The 18,872-nt window shown below is 43.8% G+C and carries 14 protein-coding genes; 10 read left to right on the top strand and 4 right to left on the bottom strand.

Annotation, left to right across the window (positions count from 1 at the left end):
• Nucleotides 1-324: 324 nt before the first annotated feature.
• Nucleotides 325-714: a hypothetical protein gene (locus tag O3603_RS06370; RefSeq protein ID WP_004341058.1), complete on the bottom strand. Its 390-nt coding sequence runs from the start codon at nucleotides 712-714 to the stop codon at nucleotides 325-327.
• Complete coding sequence (locus O3603_RS06365) at nucleotides 711-1,934, bottom strand: site-specific integrase (protein ID WP_004341056.1); 1,224 nt, start codon at nucleotides 1,932-1,934, stop codon at nucleotides 711-713. Before O3603_RS06365 ends, O3603_RS06370 begins: the two co-directional genes overlap by 4 nt.
• 333 nt (nucleotides 1,935-2,267) lie before the next feature.
• Here O3603_RS06365 and O3603_RS06360 point away from each other — a divergent pair, with 333 nt between their 5' ends.
• From O3603_RS06360 to O3603_RS06340, 5 genes are all read left to right on the top strand, one after another.
• Nucleotides 2,268-3,731: an alkaline phosphatase family protein gene (locus O3603_RS06360; RefSeq protein ID WP_009435021.1), complete on the top strand. Its 1,464-nt coding sequence runs from the start codon at nucleotides 2,268-2,270 to the stop codon at nucleotides 3,729-3,731.
• Between the two features lie 114 nt (nucleotides 3,732-3,845).
• Nucleotides 3,846-4,460, top strand: a complete 615-nt coding sequence (locus O3603_RS06355) for a deoxynucleoside kinase (protein WP_155715124.1) — start codon at nucleotides 3,846-3,848, stop codon at nucleotides 4,458-4,460.
• Between the two features lie 176 nt (nucleotides 4,461-4,636).
• Nucleotides 4,637-5,257 (top strand): deoxynucleoside kinase, encoded by a 621-nt coding sequence (locus tag O3603_RS06350; RefSeq protein WP_371521577.1) that lies wholly within the window; start codon nucleotides 4,637-4,639, stop codon nucleotides 5,255-5,257.
• A 115-nt stretch (nucleotides 5,258-5,372) separates the two neighbouring features.
• Nucleotides 5,373-6,305 (top strand): thioredoxin-disulfide reductase, encoded by a 933-nt coding sequence (gene trxB / locus O3603_RS06345; protein WP_036895307.1) that lies wholly within the window; start codon nucleotides 5,373-5,375, stop codon nucleotides 6,303-6,305.
• 228 nt (nucleotides 6,306-6,533) lie between these two features.
• On the top strand, nucleotides 6,534-7,520 hold the full coding sequence (locus O3603_RS06340) for a bifunctional methionine sulfoxide reductase B/A protein (protein ID WP_371521572.1): 987 nt from the start codon (nucleotides 6,534-6,536) through the stop codon (nucleotides 7,518-7,520).
• Nucleotides 7,521-7,704: 184 nt separating this feature from the next.
• Here the strand turns inward: O3603_RS06340 and trmB are convergent, their stop codons facing one another.
• A complete protein-coding gene (trmB, locus tag O3603_RS06335) occupies nucleotides 7,705-8,505 on the bottom strand; it encodes a tRNA (guanosine(46)-N7)-methyltransferase TrmB (RefSeq protein WP_371521570.1) in 801 nt (266 codons plus the stop codon).
• Nucleotides 8,506-8,871: 366 nt separating this feature from the next.
• On the opposite strand from trmB, the gene O3603_RS06330 reads away from it, so the two are divergent.
• Both O3603_RS06330 and O3603_RS06325 read left to right on the top strand, forming a co-directional pair.
• Nucleotides 8,872-9,663, top strand: coding sequence for a Cof-type HAD-IIB family hydrolase (locus tag O3603_RS06330; protein ID WP_371521568.1), 792 nt, complete (start codon nucleotides 8,872-8,874; stop codon nucleotides 9,661-9,663).
• Nucleotides 9,663-10,295, top strand: coding sequence for a cation diffusion facilitator family transporter (locus tag O3603_RS06325; protein ID WP_371521566.1), 633 nt, complete (start codon nucleotides 9,663-9,665; stop codon nucleotides 10,293-10,295). Before O3603_RS06330 ends, O3603_RS06325 begins: the two co-directional genes overlap by 1 nt.
• A gap of 42 nt (nucleotides 10,296-10,337) precedes the next feature.
• Here the strand turns inward: O3603_RS06325 and O3603_RS06320 are convergent, their stop codons facing one another.
• A complete protein-coding gene (locus tag O3603_RS06320; RefSeq protein ID WP_371521564.1) occupies nucleotides 10,338-12,353 on the bottom strand; it encodes a TonB-dependent receptor plug domain-containing protein in 2,016 nt (671 codons plus the stop codon).
• Nucleotides 12,354-12,528: 175 nt separating this feature from the next.
• Here O3603_RS06320 and O3603_RS06315 point away from each other — a divergent pair, with 175 nt between their 5' ends.
• From O3603_RS06315 to O3603_RS06305, 3 genes are all read left to right on the top strand, one after another.
• A complete protein-coding gene (locus O3603_RS06315) occupies nucleotides 12,529-15,237 on the top strand; it encodes an endonuclease MutS2 (protein ID WP_371521562.1) in 2,709 nt (902 codons plus the stop codon).
• 155 nt (nucleotides 15,238-15,392) lie between these two features.
• A complete protein-coding gene (locus tag O3603_RS06310; RefSeq protein WP_371521561.1) occupies nucleotides 15,393-17,426 on the top strand; it encodes an OmpA family protein in 2,034 nt (677 codons plus the stop codon).
• Between the two features lie 36 nt (nucleotides 17,427-17,462).
• On the top strand, nucleotides 17,463-18,860 hold the full coding sequence (locus tag O3603_RS06305; RefSeq protein ID WP_371521559.1) for a hypothetical protein: 1,398 nt from the start codon (nucleotides 17,463-17,465) through the stop codon (nucleotides 18,858-18,860).
• Nucleotides 18,861-18,872 lie beyond the last annotated feature (12 nt).

The following is an 18,872-nucleotide window of genomic DNA, read 5'->3' as shown; positions in this document are numbered from 1 at the left end:
AATTGAGGGGAACAGGAGGATAATTTTGCAGGATTTGTCGAGGGTTGCTGAAAAAGGGAAAATGCCTTTTTCTTTCATCGTTCGCAAGCGTCTGATGATATGTTGATGAACTTGCAATCGCTTGATATTCAATCATATTATATCAATATTCATCAATTCATCAAAATAAAAGAAGTTGTGTTCGGTATGTTTTTCTTTTCTCGGCAGTCCTATACGACTCGTCCCTAACTGTTATCCCTGCCCTTCAACCACCCAAAAAGAAAAAGGTTTATTTCCCCCATCGACACAAGGGGATAAACCTCTATAAACCTCTGTCAAGGCGTTTCAGCAGGGACTGCCTGCCCGTGCAGGAAGGAGCATGACAAACCTTTCGTGCCGTTCGTTCAGCATTGCGATGACATGCTCCCAAAGCCTTTTTGCCCTTTGCGACCTGATACGGAACGCAAGGGCTATGACCATTTCAAGGCTGTACGCATCAAGCCAGCGACCCTCCGCCACCCTGATGTTCCTCTCTGCCGTGCAGGGGTGCAGCAGTCCATCCCTGTATATCTTCTTGACCAGCGTGTGGATGGTATGTCCGAACACGCCAAACAGGTCGGCAATCTCAAACTCGCCCATCCATATTTCGCCGTTGGGTATGACGATGTTCCCGTGCTCGTCTATCGTGATTATTCGACGGGCATTGCTGCTTATGTCTTTCCCTTTCATTGTCATGCCATCTTAATATTGCCAAATGAGGCGTTGAGCTTGCTGCCGAGCATGGAGAGGTCGGTGTCGAGTTTCTCGGTGGTTATCTTCGCATAGAGTTGTGTGGTTACGATGTTCGTGTGTCCGAGTACACGGCTCACGCTCTCAATCGGCATGCCCTTGCTCAGAGCCAATGTCGCAAAGCCGTGCCTTGCGCAATGGAAGGAGATGTCCTTTGTTATCCCGCACTCGCTGATGACTTTTTTGAGCTTCTTGCAGACCGTCCAGTAGTTGATGTCCCCGAATATGGAGTTGTCCTTCTGGAACGGTCGGTATCTGTCGATGATTTGCAAGGGTATATCGAGCAGTTTCACTTGGTACGGCACCTGTGTCTTGTGCCTTTTTGCAAGTATCCACTTCTCGCCGTTCACCTCCACAATCTCATCGGTGGTGAGTTCCTTCAAGTCCACGAAGGAAAGGGCGGTGAAGGAGGCGAAGACAAACAAATCACGCACGAAGGCGGAATGGCTGTCCTTGAACTCGTGCGAAACCAGTGTCTTCAACTCGTCCTCCGTGAGGAACGCACGCTCCTTCGTGTTCGGGCTGATATGAAACTGCGCGAACGGGTTTCTCGGTATCTTGCCGTTGAAGTGCGCACGCATCACCACGCCTTTGAGCCACATGCAGTTTATCCATATCGTGGCGTTCCTGTTTCCTTTCACCGTGCTGAGGTACACGGCGAAGTCCCTGATGAAGTCGGGGGTGAGTTCCAGCATCGACATGTCGCTGCGGTTGTACTTGTGGCGGATAAACCTCGCCGTGTTGTTCCTCGCCCTGAGCATCACCTTGTATGTTCCCATGCTCCTGTCCTTACCCACACGCTTGAACAGAGAGGCGCAGTCCCTGTCGAACGCTTTCATCAGGGTGTCGTACTCGCTGCCCAGCCCCTGATAGGCGTTGCGCACCATCTCCGCCGTGACGAACGCCTCACGGTCGGAAAGACGCTGATAGTGCTTGATGATTTGCGCCTTGATGTTGTCGAGCGAGAGGTTGGTGGCGATGGCTTCCCTGCTCTTGCCTTTCGCCCTGTTGCCTTTCACATCCCACAACTCCTTTGGGATGGTGCGCTTGCAGCTGAACTGAGCCACCGTGCCGTTGATTGTAACCCGTCCCATGATGGGGACGATGCCGTCTTTCTCCTTGCTGCCGTTCACATAGAACAGCACCTTGAATGTGCTTCTTGCCATTGTCTTTTCTTTTTGGTTGCAAAATTAAACATGAAAGAGCCTAACCCTGCTATGCAAAATATAGAGCAATAGAGCAACAGCAACGGATGCACGGAAAACCGCTGTTTTTCTCCTCTTTAGCGGAGGTAATTATCCTGCTTTCGGGTAACGATTTGAAAACATTTCTGTTTCAATAATCCGCATTTTCCTGCCTCGTGGCAGGTGGCGGATTTGCTGCGATTTACACCGTATAGCCCTAATAATCAAGCCGAATTGCGTTAAACTTCCGATTTCCTGCAAATATTACAGCGATTTTCTGTAAGTTTGCACTATCATTAAAACATATAACCTAATATGAAGAAACTCTTTATACTAGTTGTTGGACTGCTCTTAGCGGTTTCTACAAACGCACAAATTCAACGACCTAAATTGGTAGTAGGCCTTGTTGTCGATCAAATGAGGTGGGATTACCTTTACTATTACTATAATGAGTATGGCACAGGTGGTCTACGACGTCTACTCAATGAGGGCTTCTCTTTTGAGAATACTCACATCAATTACGCCCCTACAGTGACGGCAATTGGACATAGTTCTATATATACTGGTTCAGTCCCAGCTATCACTGGTATCGCTGGAAACTACTTCTATCAGAATGATAAGAGTGTCTATTGTTGTGCTGATCCATCGGTGAAGAGCGTTGGTTCCGATAGTAAAGAGGGGCAGATGAGTCCGCATCGTATGTTGGCATCTACCATCGGTGATGAGTTACAAATTGCTACTGACTTCCGCTCCAAGGTAATTGGTGTTGCATTGAAAGACCGTGCTTCAATCCTTCCAGCAGGTCATGCGGCTGACGGAGCATACTGGTGGGATACCTCTGCAGGGCACTTCGTCACATCTACATTCTATATGAATAGTTTGCCAAAGTGGGTGGAGGACTTCAATAAAGAGAACCATACTGCACCTAACTTCGACATTAAAAGCACCCCAGAAGGTGTAACGATGACCTTCAAGATGGCGGCTGCAGCAGTGAAAAATGAGCAGTTAGGTAAGGGGAAGGAGACCGATATGCTTGCAGTGAGTATATCGCCAACTGACATTATTGGACATAGATTTTCAACACGTGGAGAGGAGAATCATGCAGTCTATATGCAGCTTGACAAGGATCTAGCAGAGTTCCTTAACATGCTTGACAAGGAGGTTGGTAAGGGCAACTATTTGCTTTTCTTATCTGCTGACCATGGTGCTGCTCATAACTACAACTATATGCGGGAACATCGCATACCAGCTGGTGCTTGGGACTACAAGGAGACTGTTAAAGGTTTAAATGACCACTTGCAACAGAAGTTCGGCATAGCTCCTGTGATGGGAGAAGATAACTATCAACTGTTCTTAAATGACTCTACAATCAATGCAGCTGGTCTAAAGAAACAGGACGTGATAGACGCTTCTATCGATTTTCTAAAGCAAGATCCACAGTTCTTATACGTATTTGATGAAGAAAAGGTAACCAATGTCACCATGCCAGAATGGATAAAGGAACGCATGGAGAATGGCTACTTCCGTGGTCGTTCAGGTGAGATTGGAGTGGTGACAAGACCGCAGTTTTTTGGTGGCTCAGGCTCTCCTCAGTTCCGTGGAACACAACATGGTCAACCTTTCCCATACGATACACATATTCCTTTCCTACTCTATGGTTGGAACGTAAAGCATGGTTCTTCAAATGTAGAAGCGCATATCGTGGACATTGCACCGACGATTTGTGCTATGTTACATATACAAATGCCGAATGGTTGTGTGGGTACTGCTAGGTACTAACTGACCATCTTCTTTTAATGACAATATAAACATATTAATTACATCCGCATGCTTATCAGGCTTCTATATAATAAGGAGTAAGAATATAGCTGATGAGTATGTGGATAGCAAGTTATGCACATCGCAATTGCAGGAAACATCGGGAGTGGTAAGACAACACTAACGACAATGCTCGCCAAACGCTATGGTTGGAAGCCAAGATTCGAGTCCGTCGATTACAACCCGTACCTAGAAGATTACTACAAGAACATCAAACGGTGGTCATTCGCTATGGAGGTGTTCTTCTTGAAAGAGCGTTTTAGAGACTTATTAGAGATTAGTCGCAGTGAAGAGGCAGTCGTTCAAGACCGCTCGATATACGAGGGTGTATATGTATTCACGCAGAATAACTATGCAATGGGGAATCTTGACGACCGCGACTATGAGACTTATATGGAGTTATTCGAGGACATGACGGATGCAGTTAGGTTCCCCGACCTTATGATTTATCTGCGTTCTTCGGTCAGCCACTTGGTTTCGAATATCGAAAAGAGGGGTCGTGAGTATGAGCAGAAAATGCCTTTAGATTATTTGGAGAACCTTAATAAAAGGTATGAGGACTTCATTTCTAATAAGTATAAAGGGCGAGTTCTAACCATTGATGTCGATCATCTCGACTATCAACACAAGCCGAAAGACTTCGGACTGATTACTGATAAGATCGATAGAGAACTATTTGGTCTGTTCTGATAAAGCACTCTTATTATATAAGGTGGTAATCTTCTTCTTCCTCAAAGAGTATTATCTGTTTACGAGAAAGACGATTTTAAGTGGACAATTAATCAATTAACTGAAACAATAAAAACGCTCTTTAAAGCATGAAACTCCATGTATGTGGGGCCTTGCCAAGGGTTTATACATTCATTATGCACATCGCAATTGCTGGAAACATAGGTGCTGGTAAGACCACACTAACCAAGATGCTCGCTAAACGTTACGGCTGGAAAGCCCATTTCGAGCCTGTTGATAACAATCCATACTTGGAAGATTACTATGCAGATATGGCTCGTTGGTCATTCAATCTACAAGTGTATTTCCTCAACAAGAGGTTTCGCGACGTCGTAGATATATCCCGATCGAATGACACAATCATACAAGATCGAACCATATTCGAGGATGCTTGCATCTTTGCTCCTAATCTTTTCAACATGGGACTGATGTCTGAAAGGGACTTCAAGAACTATACTGACTTATTCGAGTTGATGTTATCTCTGGTCAAGTTACCCGATCTTCTTATATATATAAGGTGTTCAATTCCACGCTTGATTGACCATATTCAGCAACGCGGAAGAGACTATGAACAAACCATGCGAATTGATTACTTGCGTGGACTTAACCAACGTTACGAGGATTGGATAAAGACTTATAAGGGTCATCTAATGATTGTTGATGGTGACACAACGGACTTTCTTGGCAACCAACAGGACTTCAAACGTGTCACAGATATGATTGATGACCGACTTTTTGGCTTGTTTCCTATGGAATAAACAGGCGTTTGCTTTTGGCATACTATTTGATGTTGTAATTATTACAAAGTATTAACTTGAGTCTTCGTAAGCCTTTACTCCAATGCAGAAGACTCCTTTTATAATAATAAAGAGAATGGAAAAAGTAAAGACACTGATAATCGGTAGCGGTCCAGCTGGTTATACTGCTGCTATCTATGCAGGCCGTGCTAATCTACAACCAGTTCTATATTCTGGTATGCAACCAGGCGGTCAGTTGACTACAACAACTATCGTTGAGAACTTCCCGGGGTTCCATGATGGGATCGACGCAAACCAGTTGATGATGGAAATGCGCCAACAGGCAGAGACTTATGGGGCTGATGTTCGAGACGGATCTATCGTTAAAGCCGACCTTAGTAGTCGTCCTTTTCATATTGAGGATGAGCGTGGCAACGTGATAGAAGCTGACACTTTGATTATTGCAACAGGTGCTAGTGCGAAGTACTTAGGGCTACCTGATGAAGAAAAGTATCGTGGTCAAGGTGTAAGCGCATGTGCCACATGCGACGGTTTCTTCTATCGTAAGCGTGTAGTAGCCGTAGTTGGCGGTGGTGACACAGCTTGTGAGGAGGCTATGTATTTGTCTGGTCTGGCAAAGAAGGTCTATATGATCGTTCGCAAACCATACCTTCGTGCAGCGGAGATCATGCGTAAGCGTGTCACAGAAAAGGACAATATTGAGATCCTCTACAATACAAATACCCTTGGACTCTATGGTGAGAATGGTGTTGAGGGAGCACATCTTGTACGCTTCAAAGGCGAAGAGAACGAAGAGAAGTTTGATGTTGCTATCGATGGATTCTTCCTTGCTATCGGTCATACTCCTAATACAGAACTATTCAAGGGACAGCTTGACTTAGATGATCATGGCTTCATTCTCACTCAGCCGAAGTCTACTGCAACTAGCGTTGAAGGTGTCTATGCAGCTGGTGATGTGGCTGATCCTACCTACCGCCAGGGCGTTGTTGCCGCTGCAACAGGTGCAATGGCTGCTATTGAGGTAGACCGTTTCTTACAGAAACAATAAAGTATTCATAGATTAATAAGGGTGTATCAGATAGGCTAACTGATTGTTGGCAATCTAATACACCCAGCTTTTAATCAAGTTTCCATATACTCACTTAATTTTATCCCAACCATGTGTAAATTTCTTTCTACTCTATCTACTCTGTTATTTCCATTGCTTGTCAACGCCGCAACTTGTGGTTTTCTTGTGACAGGCTCATCATCATGTACGAATAAAACAAAGACTTCTATGGCACAATCTGACTCTACTCTCCTTCCCCAAAAGAAGTATGCTAAACCCGACGATGCCACCTTGCGCCGCACACTAACTGCCGAGCAATATGCCGTCACACAACATGCTGCCACCGAGCGACCCTTTACCAATGAGTATGACCACGAGTTCCGAGAGGGCATATACGTTGATGTAACAACGGGCGAACCGCTCTTCTCCTCTACAGATAAGTATGATTCAGGTTGTGGGTGGCCTGCTTTTTCAAAGCCAATAAGCGATAAGCTCATCACAAAACATACCGACCACTCACACGGGATGACCCGTATTGAGGTGAAAAGTAAGACTGGCAACGCTCATTTAGGGCATGTTTTTGATGATGGTCCAGCGTCAACTGGTGGTAAGAGATATTGTATAAATAGTGCTTCCCTGCGCTTTATTCCAATCGAAGAGATGAAGGCGAAAGGCTATGGGGAGTACATCAAACTATTAAGACCGATGAAAGAAATATACTTAGCAGGTGGTTGTTTCTGGGGAACAGAGCATTACCTCAAGCAGATAGAAGGTGTAGTTGCAACGGAAGTAGGCTATGCCAATGGACGAACAAAGAACCCCACGTATGAGGATGTATGCACTGATGCAACCCAATATGCCGAAGCTGTACATATAACTTACGACCCCAAGGTTATTAGTTTGCCGTTCCTATTAAACTTATACTTTAAGTCTATTGATCCAACAAGCATCAACAAGCAGGGCAACGACCGTGGTACTCAATACCGAACAGGCGTTTATTATGTTGATCCAAAGGACAAGGAAGTTATTAAAAAGGTGTTTGATGAACAGCAGAAGCACGTAAATGGCAAACTAGCTGTTGAGTTGGAACCCCTCAAGAACTTCTATAAAGCGGAGGAATATCACCAAGATTATCTTGATAAACACCCCACTGGCTATTGCCATCTACCGCAGGCTCTGTTCGAGTATGCCCGTAAAGCAAAGATGAAGAAGTGACAGTTTTAATCCTTAGTGGTCGTCATATCGCATAGTGACATTGCTTAAAAATAGGGACAGACGTACTCGCCTGTCCCTATTTCTTTGCTCTTTTTTCCTCCTCCTAACACATTATTACTAACCACTCCTCGCTTATCAGTGCAAGAGGAAGCAGTTGGATAAAAGCCATTAGTATCCTAACAGCTTACTTACTCGTAGCCAATCCACTACGCTTAGGGCGTTTATAAGAACGATAATCATCAAGTTCTATCTCCACCTCAGGCTCTTGCAATTCGCCTACTGATGGTAGTTGAAACTTCATATACTTAATGTTCAAGCCTCTTTCAATCCATTGATTCTCATAGTAAGTATGAATACCTAGAATCTCACGAGTCTTCTCATCCATCTCATTCTCAGCTGATTTCGAGTCTTCGCTCAACTCATTTCCATATAAATCTTCCGTTCGGAAGAGTACAGGAAGGCTATTCACGTTTACCATATAAGTAGTGTAAGTAAACAAGAAATTCGAGTCTGTCTTCAAGTGAACGATACCTCCATCTATCAAGAAGTGGCGATAACGATTCATAAAGAACGTCGATGTCAAACGCTTATGATAGTTCTTCATCTGTGGATCAGAGAAGGTTAACCATATTTCTTGCACCTCGTTCGTATCGAAAAAACGATCAATAATCTCGATACTTGTGCGTAGGAACGCCACATTCGATAGTCCCTCCTCTAGTGCCTGTTTAGCTCCTGTATAGATGCGAGCGCCTTTGATGTCAACACCAATGAAGTTGATATTAGGATAAACACGTGCTAGTCCGACAGTATATTCGCCCTTTCCGCATCCTAACTCAAGCACTATGGGGTTGTCATTATGGAAGTATTGCTCCCTCCAATGCCCCTTCATCTCAAAAGGAACCTCACTCATCACACTGAAGGGATACTGAAAGACGTTCTTAAACGTCTCCATCTCTGCAAATTTCTGTAGTTTACCTTTACTCATGCTGCAAAGTTACAACAAAAATAAAGAATGTCATCTCTGTTCCAATAAATTCTTCTTTCCATAGCTATCATTCTACTTTCTCTTATCTTCAACAGTCCCATTTCTTTCCGCTCTAACCCTTAGAACTTGTGGTGCCTATCCTTCTCAAGAGTGCAAGTTAGGCTCTCTCACTTTTGATAAAATTCACTTAGTGTAATCAAGGAAACGCCTTTCTTCAATGGAGAAGGGCGTTTCTTTGCCATGAAGAGAGCCTCCCGTCAACTGCAAAAGGGCGTCTCTTTGATTGAAGTAATTTTCTTTATCAATATAAGTGGGGCACATTCCTAATATTTTTTGTACCTTTGCTGTTCAAAAGATAATATGCGTATGGCAATCAAAGCAGCATTCTTCGATATTGATGGGACGTTGGTTTCATTTACAACTCACCAAATCCCTCCATCCACTATAAGGGCTATTGAACAGGCAAAGGAGCATGGCGTAAAGATATTCATATCAACAGGTCGCCCTGTCGCCATCATCAATAACATAGATGCAATACGTCATCTCGTCGATGGATACATCACTTTTAATGGTGCAAGAACCTTCATTGGCGACGAAGATATTACTTTGATGCCCATTCCAGAGGCTGAAGTTCGACTCATGATAGCCGATGCCAAGGAGCGTGACTATGCTGTTGTGGTGTGCGGGAGAGAAGAGATTGGAGTCTATAACCACTCTAAGATTTACGAAGATGTGTTTGTTAAAGGACTGAAAGTGACGAATATTGACGTACATAAATCGATAGAGCCAATGCTTGACAAACCTGTTTTGCAGTTGACCCCATTCTTCAGTACAGAAGACGAAGAACTGATTATGCCTGCAATGAAACATTGTATATCAGCGCGATGGAACCCTCTTTTCACTGATATCACCCTTCAGGGTGCTGATAAGGGGAGTGCCTTGTTGAAGATGGCAGCATATATAGGAATCGAACCGAGTGAGTGTATCGCCTTTGGAGACGGCGGAAACGATATGAGCATACTACGTGCTGCAGGTATAGGAGTGGCTATGGGCAATGCAAATGAGGATGTTCAGGCGGTTGCCGACTATGTCACAACGAGCGTTGATGAGGATGGTATTCGTAACGCCTTCATACACTTTAATATAATAGAAAAGTAATGTCAAATAAGATAGAACGTACTTCGCAGGAGAAGAGAACAGCCTTTGTTGTTGTCTTCACCTTCGTTATGATGTTAGTAGAAGTTGTCGTTGGACTACTCTCCCACTCGATGGCTCTCTTTGCAGATGGCGTTCACATGGGATCACATGTACTCGTCATCGGATTGAACTGGGCTGCATACGTATTGGTGAGACGCCTTGAGAGCAAGGGAACAACGCAATATGACTCGGATAAAATACTGAATTTATCGGCTTTTACAAGTGGTATATTCCTTATTCTCATGGCTGTCTTTATTATCGTAGAAGCCATTGAACGCCTAACATCCAACGAAGGATTTCTTAATTACGGGTTCGCTCTTAGCACTGCAATAGTGGGCTTGATCGCTAATACCATCAGTGCTTCTGTGCTTCACGGGCACCATGGAACGACCGATTACAATAGTCATGCTGCCTATCTGCATGTGCTTTCTGATGCTTTAACAGAGATTGGTGCAATCATTGGCTTACTATGTGCAATGTTCTGGAACATCACTTGGATTGATTCATTGGTAGCCGTTGTGAGTACGATAGTAGTGCTCCGTTGGGCAAAGCGATTGCTTTGGGACACGGGAAGAGCACTCACAAAGCGATAGGTGAAAGCGCTGAATAACCAAAGAGCTAAGCCTTACAAAGACTTAACGAGCATAATAAACAAGACGCCCCTCACTGGTTACTCCCTCTATAATAAGGTGGTAACCTGAATTTAAAAGAGCAGGAAGAGCAATCTTAAAAGAGGTTCCACGCATCACTGGTTGCCAATAAGCTGTAAGCTGATTAGGCGTGAATGGCTGTGGTATTTGATAACCAAGAGTGGTGAAAGACTTGGTATTTGTGAGTGGAACCGACGTCACATTATAGTTCCCTTTCTTAGTAGTTATAGAGATAACTCCCATCCCTCCGGCTGTTCCCCATAGCACAGTTGAACCCGTCTTGAATACATCTACGCGTTCAACATCAGCCATCTGGATATTGTCTAAATCATAGTCTTCATTGGCAAAGATACCATCGATGGCAATAGCCGCAGGATGTCTGCCCTCGATAGTCATTGCTCCACGAACGTAACACTTGCCAAATTCAACCGTTACACCAGGTATTCTCCGCAACAACTCATGCAGACATGTGGCTCCAACATCCTCTATGTCACGTAGACCAAACGAATAGTCGGCAGTACGCGCATAGGCATCTGAACGCGAAGCATAGCTTGGTCGGTGACTAAAGACGTGCACTTCATCCATTTTTATACTCCCATCTATTACATTCAAAGGCTCCTCCTCGACAAGAGAATCACTATTATGAAGCCATTTGAATGGCGGTAATGAAGCGGTAAAAGAGGGATAGCTGTCTTCGTCCAAATAGAGTTTTACCCATGCTTTATCCGCTTTTGTGAAAGCATTTAGGACGTATTGTGTACCATCAGGATAGTCCATTCCATCGAAGACGAATTGCCCTTTTTCGTCGGTTTTAACGGCTGCGCAAAATCCTCGATTAGGTGAGATGAGATTGACCATACCCCCTTTTATCGGTCTGTGACCTATGAGTGTCTCTACTTTCCCACGTATTTCTGCATTTGTTTCCACCTTTATTAAAGGTTGTTGGTATTGTTCCTTCAAGACATCCGATAGGTTATATCGTTGCCAGGAGTGATATTTTACGAAGTTATCTAGCCTTGGGTCTTGCAATAAAGAGGCTGGTTGCTCTAAGGCGTAACGCATATCTTCATCAATGAGGAGGTGAGAAAGGATGTTAGAATATCCATCTCTATTCTCCTCAGGCAGGCCTTTCACAAAGCGAATAGCAACATCCATCGTCTCATCGGGGTGGAGTTCTGGAGCAGTGATAGTGCATGGTAGGGTGCCATTTGAAGTCTGTGAAGTAGTGTCAAGACTTACACTAAGGTTGCAAAACTCCCTCTTCTGATTAATAAAACATTGTTGCTCATCTATTTTATTAAGGTCTGAATCCAATAGTAAAAACGAATGAATCCCATCTTGAATAAAGTCCTTTATTGGAAAGACAAGTACTTTCTGCGGACTTACTTTTGCAAAGTAAAAAGGAACAGAACGGCAATGTCCCAGCAACCAAAGTCCTCCTTTGGTTGCAAGAAGACTATCTTTGATGGTTACTTTAATATTATCTTTTTGTTTATTGATTGTTAGATAGTTATTAGATGTTGCTTTTATACTATCTTGAAGGTTATTATTAAATGCAGAAAGAAGTTCTCCCACTCCTCCAACGAAGATACTCTTCGTACTCTCATAGCCCTTTACATTCCTCATATTACGGGTGTAGGCGCGCAGGAGATAACGCCCTTTGGCAGCATTATCGGGTATATCAATATAACCAGTAAATGTTTGTTGATCTTGTAGAAGGCGGATACGTTTGATGACAACACGCTCTGGGTTGAGCAGTTCCACGTACACATATTGGCTCATGTCAGTAGGTTGATGCGAGATAGCATTCACTACGAAGACGCGTAAAGAGACCCGTTGCCCTGCTTGATAACAGCTAGCATCAGTGCAGACATAGGTTTTCTCTTGTGGAAACACATTCGCTTGATGAATGATATGGTCGTAGAAAGGATTGCCAGTCTGCGCTGACAAGGTAAGAGAAACTAGCAATATAAGGTATGAGAATATTATTCTTTTCATCATTCAAGTACTTTGTTTGTAGTTGACAGGACAAATATAAGAAATAAAAATGGATTCCTTTTGCTCTTCAAGAGATTTATGTCTTTGTTACAAGTAAATTTTAGTACTTTTGCAGATAGATATGTGTAGAAGGCAAAAAGAGAGCCTTCTCAGGTTGATAAGAAAGTAAAAAGAAACAATGATATACCCAAAGAACTTTGAACAAAAGATTGGTTTCAGTGAGGTGAGAGCTTTACTTCGTGCTCGTTGCTTGTCTCCTTTAGGCAAAGAACGTGTAGATGCAATGTCGTTCTCAACGGATGTTAAGGAGGTAAACAGGTGGTTGGAAGAGATAAGAGAGTTCCGTCGTGTACAGGAAGGACAGGATGATTTCCCATTAGATAACTTCTTTGATGTACGTGAGAGTGTGGCTCGTATTCGTTTGGAGGGTACCCACATGGAGGTAGAGGAGCTTTTCGACTTAAAGAGATCACTAGAAACAATCATTGCTATTGTTGCTTTCTTGAGTCGTGGTGAAGCGACGGAACAAGGAGAGATAAAGCATTTTTATCCTGCTCTCTATGACTTATCAGATGGTATTGCGACCTTCCCACTATTGGTACAACGCATTTCGCAGATTATTGATAAGTTCGGTAAGATGCGTGACAATGCGTCACCTGAATTGCTTCAAATACGTCGGGAGTTGGCAAGAACAGAGGGAAGTATATCTCGAACACTATACAGTATCTTGCGTTCAGCACAAGGAGAAGGACTCGTAGAAAAGGACGTTACACCTACAATTCGTGATGGTCGTCTGGTCATACCAGTTGCTCCTGGATTGAAACGGAGGATATCTGGTATTGTTCATGACGAGAGTGCAACAGGAAGAACGGTGTATATTGAACCGACAGAGGTGGTTGAAGCCAATAACAGAGTGCGTGAGTTGGAGAGCGAGGAACGACGTGAAATGATTCGTATTCTTACTGACTTCGCAAAGAAGGTGCGCCCTAATGTGCGTGAGATTATCGATTCCTATAGTCTCATGGCAGCGATTGACTTCATCAGAGCGAAAGCCGAGTTAGCACGTTACTTTAAAGCTTTTGAGCCAGAGGTAAAGGCAGAACCACATATAGACTGGATTCGTGCGATACATCCACTACTACAACTCTCATTGGAAAGAAAGTGTAAAGAGCGATTAAACACCTCATTATCAATAGAAGAAGAGGTATCCTCTAAAGATACAGATGATAGCCTGCCTGTACAAGAAATAGAACTAGTTTCTGAGGAAGACAATACATCTACAAGTGTACCTAAGAGCGTTGTTCCACTTGATATTCAGCTGACGAAAGACAAGTATCTATTGATTATCTCGGGACCAAACGCAGGTGGTAAGTCTGTGTGTTTGAAGACAGTTGGCTTGTTACAATATATGCTTCAATGTGGGCTATCTATACCTGTTGGAGATCGTTCCACTACTGGTCTCTTCTCCGATATAATGATAGATATAGGCGATGAACAGAGCATAGAGAATGATTTAAGTACGTATTCTTCGCACCTGATGAACATGAAGGTGATGATGAGACAAGCGTCTGATAGTACCTTAATACTCATTGATGAGTTCGGCACGGGGACGGAACCTCAGATTGGAGGAGCCATTGCGGAAGCAGTGTTAAAGCAGCTTTGGGAGAAGCACGCATGGGCAGTTATCACCACACACTATCAAAACCTAAAGCACTTCGCAGAGGCACATCCAGGTACAGCGAATGGTGCCATGCTGTATGATAGGCATGAGATGCGCCCTTTATTCCAGCTTGCCATCGGTAGACCTGGTAGTTCGTTTGCAATAGAGATAGCGCGTAAAACTGGTATTCCAGAGGCTGTTATCAAGGATGCCTCATCGATAGTTGGCAGTGATTATATCCAAAGTGATAAGTACTTACAAGACATAGTTAGGGACAAAAGATATTGGGAAGGTAAGAGGCAGACTATACATAGTCAGGAGAAAGAACTGTCGAAGAGTATTGCGCGATATGAGCGTGAGATCGATGCTTTGGAACAGAGTAGGAAGGATATTCTTAATCGTGCGAAACGACAGGCGGAAGAGCTTATCAAAGAGAGTAACAAGCGTATTGAGAATGCCATCAAAGAGATAAGAGAGAAGCAAGCAGAGAAGGAGGAAACAAAGAGAATACGACAGGAACTAGCCCAATATGAGGCTGGCTTGATGGATGAAGATAAGTTGAAACCATCTGACAAGTCGAATAAGAATAAACTGAAAAACGGCGGTTTGCTTTCTGATGAGGACTTCCAAAAGAAGGTAGATAAGATTAAGAATCGTAAAGAGAAGCATGAGCAACACCTCAAGACAAAGGCTGAAAAGCAGCAAGCAGCTGCTGAAGCCCTAAAGAATGCAGTACGGAAACAGCAAAGCGGAGGCGTTATCATGGTTGGTGATAACGTGCGCATCAAAGGCTTGACATCGGTAGGGAAAGTTGAATCAATCGATGGAAAACAGGCTACAGTCATCTTTGGTGGTATGCGAACAAAGATGTCTATCAGTCGATTGGAGCGTGCTGATGGCTCTACCCTACAACAGGAACAGAAGCAATTTCAGGCTTTTAACTATAGTAGGGAGACTCGTGAAACCATCGATAAGCACCGTAATCAATTCCATCAGGAGCTTGATGTGCGTGGTATGAGGGCTGATGAAGCATTGAATCAAGTGCAACATTTCATAGATGATGCTATCCTCGTCGGAGCAAGTCAAGTGCGTATCTTACATGGAAAAGGTAATGGAATCTTGCGTCAACTCATACGTCAATACCTCGGAACAGTGCCTAATGTGACGAATTATCGTGATGAACACGTACAATTTGGAGGTGCTGGTATCACCATGGTAGAGCTTTAACGCAGGATAGTCCACCTTATATAATAATACAACTCATCGGTATTCACAATGTCACCGAGTACCAAGCAATAATAAAAACAGATGTACGTTTATATGATAATATGGGTTATCTAGGGCTTTTACATATCTTTGGTACACGACGAAAAAGCGTTGTCATGGCAATCAGTATTCTATTGATTCTTAGCTCATGTGGCGCTGATCGCAATATAAAGAAAGGTGATAAGTACCTTTCCATGGGTGAGTATTATAATGCAGCAACGCAGTTCAAGACTGCTTACCAGCGTACCCCACCTAAGGAGAGACGGCAACGTGGACTCATCGCAACGAAGTTAGCAGAATGTTATGACCGCATTTCGTCATATCAAAGTGCAATAGCTGCCTACCGAAATATCATCCGTTATAAATTAGATAATGGTGAAACGCATAAGAAGCTGGCTGACAATCTAATGAAGAATGGTAGTTACAAGGATGCTATAAAGGAGTATCAAATAGCTTTGGATTCGTTACCTGGCAACCAACTCATCATTCAGAGCCTTGAAGCAGCTACTTTGGCAACACAAGCGAAGGAGTTGGGTTCAAAGTACATAGTCAAGCGGATGGATGTATTTAACTCTCGTCGACAGGATTACTCACCAATGCTTTATGGTGATAAATTCGATCAGCTCTATTTCACCTCGACCCGTAATGATGCGCAAGGAGACGATATTAGTGGTATTACTGGTGCCAAGGCGGGTGACATCTTCGTAAGTGAAAAGGACGACAAAGGCAAGTGGAGTGTGCCTCGAGATATAGCTTCTGGACTCAACACAGACGCTGATGAGGGTACACCAGCATTCTCCGCAGATGGTAGAGAGATGTATATTACGCAATGCTTAACGGATCCCACTTATCCTCGCTATGCCCAGATCGCTGTGAGCAACCGCACGGATGCAGTGTGGAGTAAGGCTACTAAGCTCGAAATAAGCCGTGACTCGCTGTCGAGTTTCGCACATCCTGCCCTTTCACCAGATGGTAATTGGCTTTATTTCACTAGTGATATGCCAGGCGGAAAAGGTGGTCTTGACATCTGGAGAGTGCGCCTTAGCGGTGGAACTACTGGTGGTGTTGAGAACCTCGGAGAGCCTATCAACACACCAGGAGACGAGGAGTTCCCAACCTTCCGCCCCAATGGTGACCTCTACTTCTCTAGTAATGGACATGGAGGAATGGGCGGTTTAGATATCTATATAGCAAAGGTTGGTAACGATCACCACTATCATCTAGAGCATCCGGGATATCCTCTTAATTCACAGGGAGACGACTTTGGTATGACATTCGAGGGTCGATACAACCGCGGATACTTCTCTTCTAATCGTAACGATGGGCGCGGTTGGGATCATATCTATAGTTTTGAACTTCCCGAAGTGATACAGACTATCAAGGGATGGGTGTATGAGATGGATGGTTACGAACTGCCCGCTGCACAAGTATTCATGGTTGGTGACGATGGTACTAACAAAAAGTTGGCTGTCAAGGGAGATGGTTCTTTTGAACAGGAGATACGTCCGGGCGTCAATTACGTGCTACTTGCGACCTGCAAAGGATACTTAAATCATAAGGAAGAGATACATGTTTCACCTGTTGGGGAGTCCAAGGAGTACACGCTCCAGTTCCCTCTTGCTGGCATTAATGTACCTGTCTTGATTGATAACATCTTCTATGACTTTGACAAAGCGACGCTTCGTCCAGAGTCCGAAAAGGCTTTGGACGATCTAGTTAAGCTCCTTAATGAGAATCCCAACGTAACGATTGAGCTCTCAGCACACACTGATTACATCGGATCTGCCGATTACAACAAACGCTTGTCACAGCGTCGTGCGGATGCAGTAGTGGCTTATCTCACCGCACATGGGATTGCGCAAGACCGCTTGACACCTGTTGGTTATGGTAAGGAGCGTCCTAAGAAGATTCGAAAGAAGCTCACGGAGAAGTACAACTGGCTGAAGGAAAACGATGTTCTAACCGAGGATTTCATCAAGAAACTACCAAAGGATAAACAAGAGATATGCAATCAGCTCAATCGTAGAACAGAGTTCATTGTTCTTCGAACGACCTATGGTATGTTTGATGACAAGGGTAATTTAAAACAGAAACCAAAGCCGAAAACAACGCAGAAGAGCGTTGATGAAGATGAAATTATCGTTGAGTAGACTATGTGTTATCCGATAGTCTCGAAGTGAAATGATATGATAAAAGATAAGAACCAGCAGCAAACAACGGAACAGGCAGGCGTTCGCTCTAATATAAATAAGGTGAACGAGGTACCCACATTGCCTCCTTCTTTTGTTGATTACACCTATAAACTTTTTGGAAAGGAATTATTTGAAGTATTCCTCAAAGGGCTTACCGAACCTGCACCAAGCAGTATTCGACTGAACAACTATAAGTTATCTGCCATGGAGATAGTAAACCCTAATCTTCATCCCGAGCCCATTCCATGGTGCAAAGAAGGCTTTTGGCTGGCAGAGAGACCGAACTTCACCTTCGATCCCAAGCTCCATGCAGGTGTTTACTATGTACAGGAAGCATCATCAATGTTCCTCTCTCACGTACTTCGTCATTATGTGAAACACCCCGTAATGGCACTTGATCTCTGCGCAGCACCTGGTGGGAAGACCACTTGTGCACGCTCTTCTCTACCACAAGGGGCGTTCCTCTTTAGTAATGAACCTATCCCCAAGCGTGCTCAAATACTTGCAGAAAACGTGCAGAAGTACGGTCATTTGGGTGTAGTAGTTACCAATAACTACCCAAGGGAATACCAGAAAACGAAGCTGACATTCGATGTTATCATTGCAGATGTACCTTGTTCGGGGGAAGGGATGTTCCGTAAAGACCCTCAAACAATTGCAGAATGGAGCCCAGCAAACGTTGAGAACTGTTGGAAACTACAGCGTAGTATTATCTCAGATATATGGGATAACCTCAAACCAGGTGGTCTCCTCATTTACTCTACATGTACTTTCAATGCCCATGAAGACGAAGAGAATGTAGCATGGATACTTGAGGAATATGGTGCGGAGTTGCTTCCTGTACCCACGGAAGAGGCTTGGAACATAACAGGGTCACTGATTGGTAATCCTTTAAAAACGGCTTCTGACTTCCCTGTTTATCGTTTTATACCTGGTAAAACACGTGGTGAAGGACTCTTCATGGCGGTCATTCGCAAACGAGGAGAGGATGAAAACTTGCAAAAAGAGATAGCTCTTGACCCCTCAAAAGCCGTTGCTGAAGCAAAAAAACGGCTTCGCATCCTTAGTTACGGAGTAAAAGAAGGAATGCAGAAGGGCAAGACCATCATCCCTGATCATACATTGGCTCTTTCGATAACAGGCGACACTTCTATTTATCCTAACATAGAGGTTGACTACCCCACTGCCATTAGCTATCTTCGACATGAAGCCATCACACTCAGCAGTGAAGCCCCTCGTGGCATTGTTCTCCTTACTTATAAGCACCACAAACTAGGCTTTGCAAAGAACTTAGGGAATCGTGCCAACAACCTTTACCCACAAGAGTGGAGGATTAAAAGTGGGTATATTCCAAACGAGGTAGTGGTTATAACAGAAACAGATAAACAATAACACATCCATAAT

It is taken from the genome of Prevotella sp. 20925_1_30 (assembly GCF_041433025.1).
Classification (GTDB): domain Bacteria; phylum Bacteroidota; class Bacteroidia; order Bacteroidales; family Bacteroidaceae; genus Prevotella; species Prevotella vespertina.
Note: the sequence above shows the minus strand (reverse complement) of the source record. Positions and strands in the feature narration are given on the sequence as shown.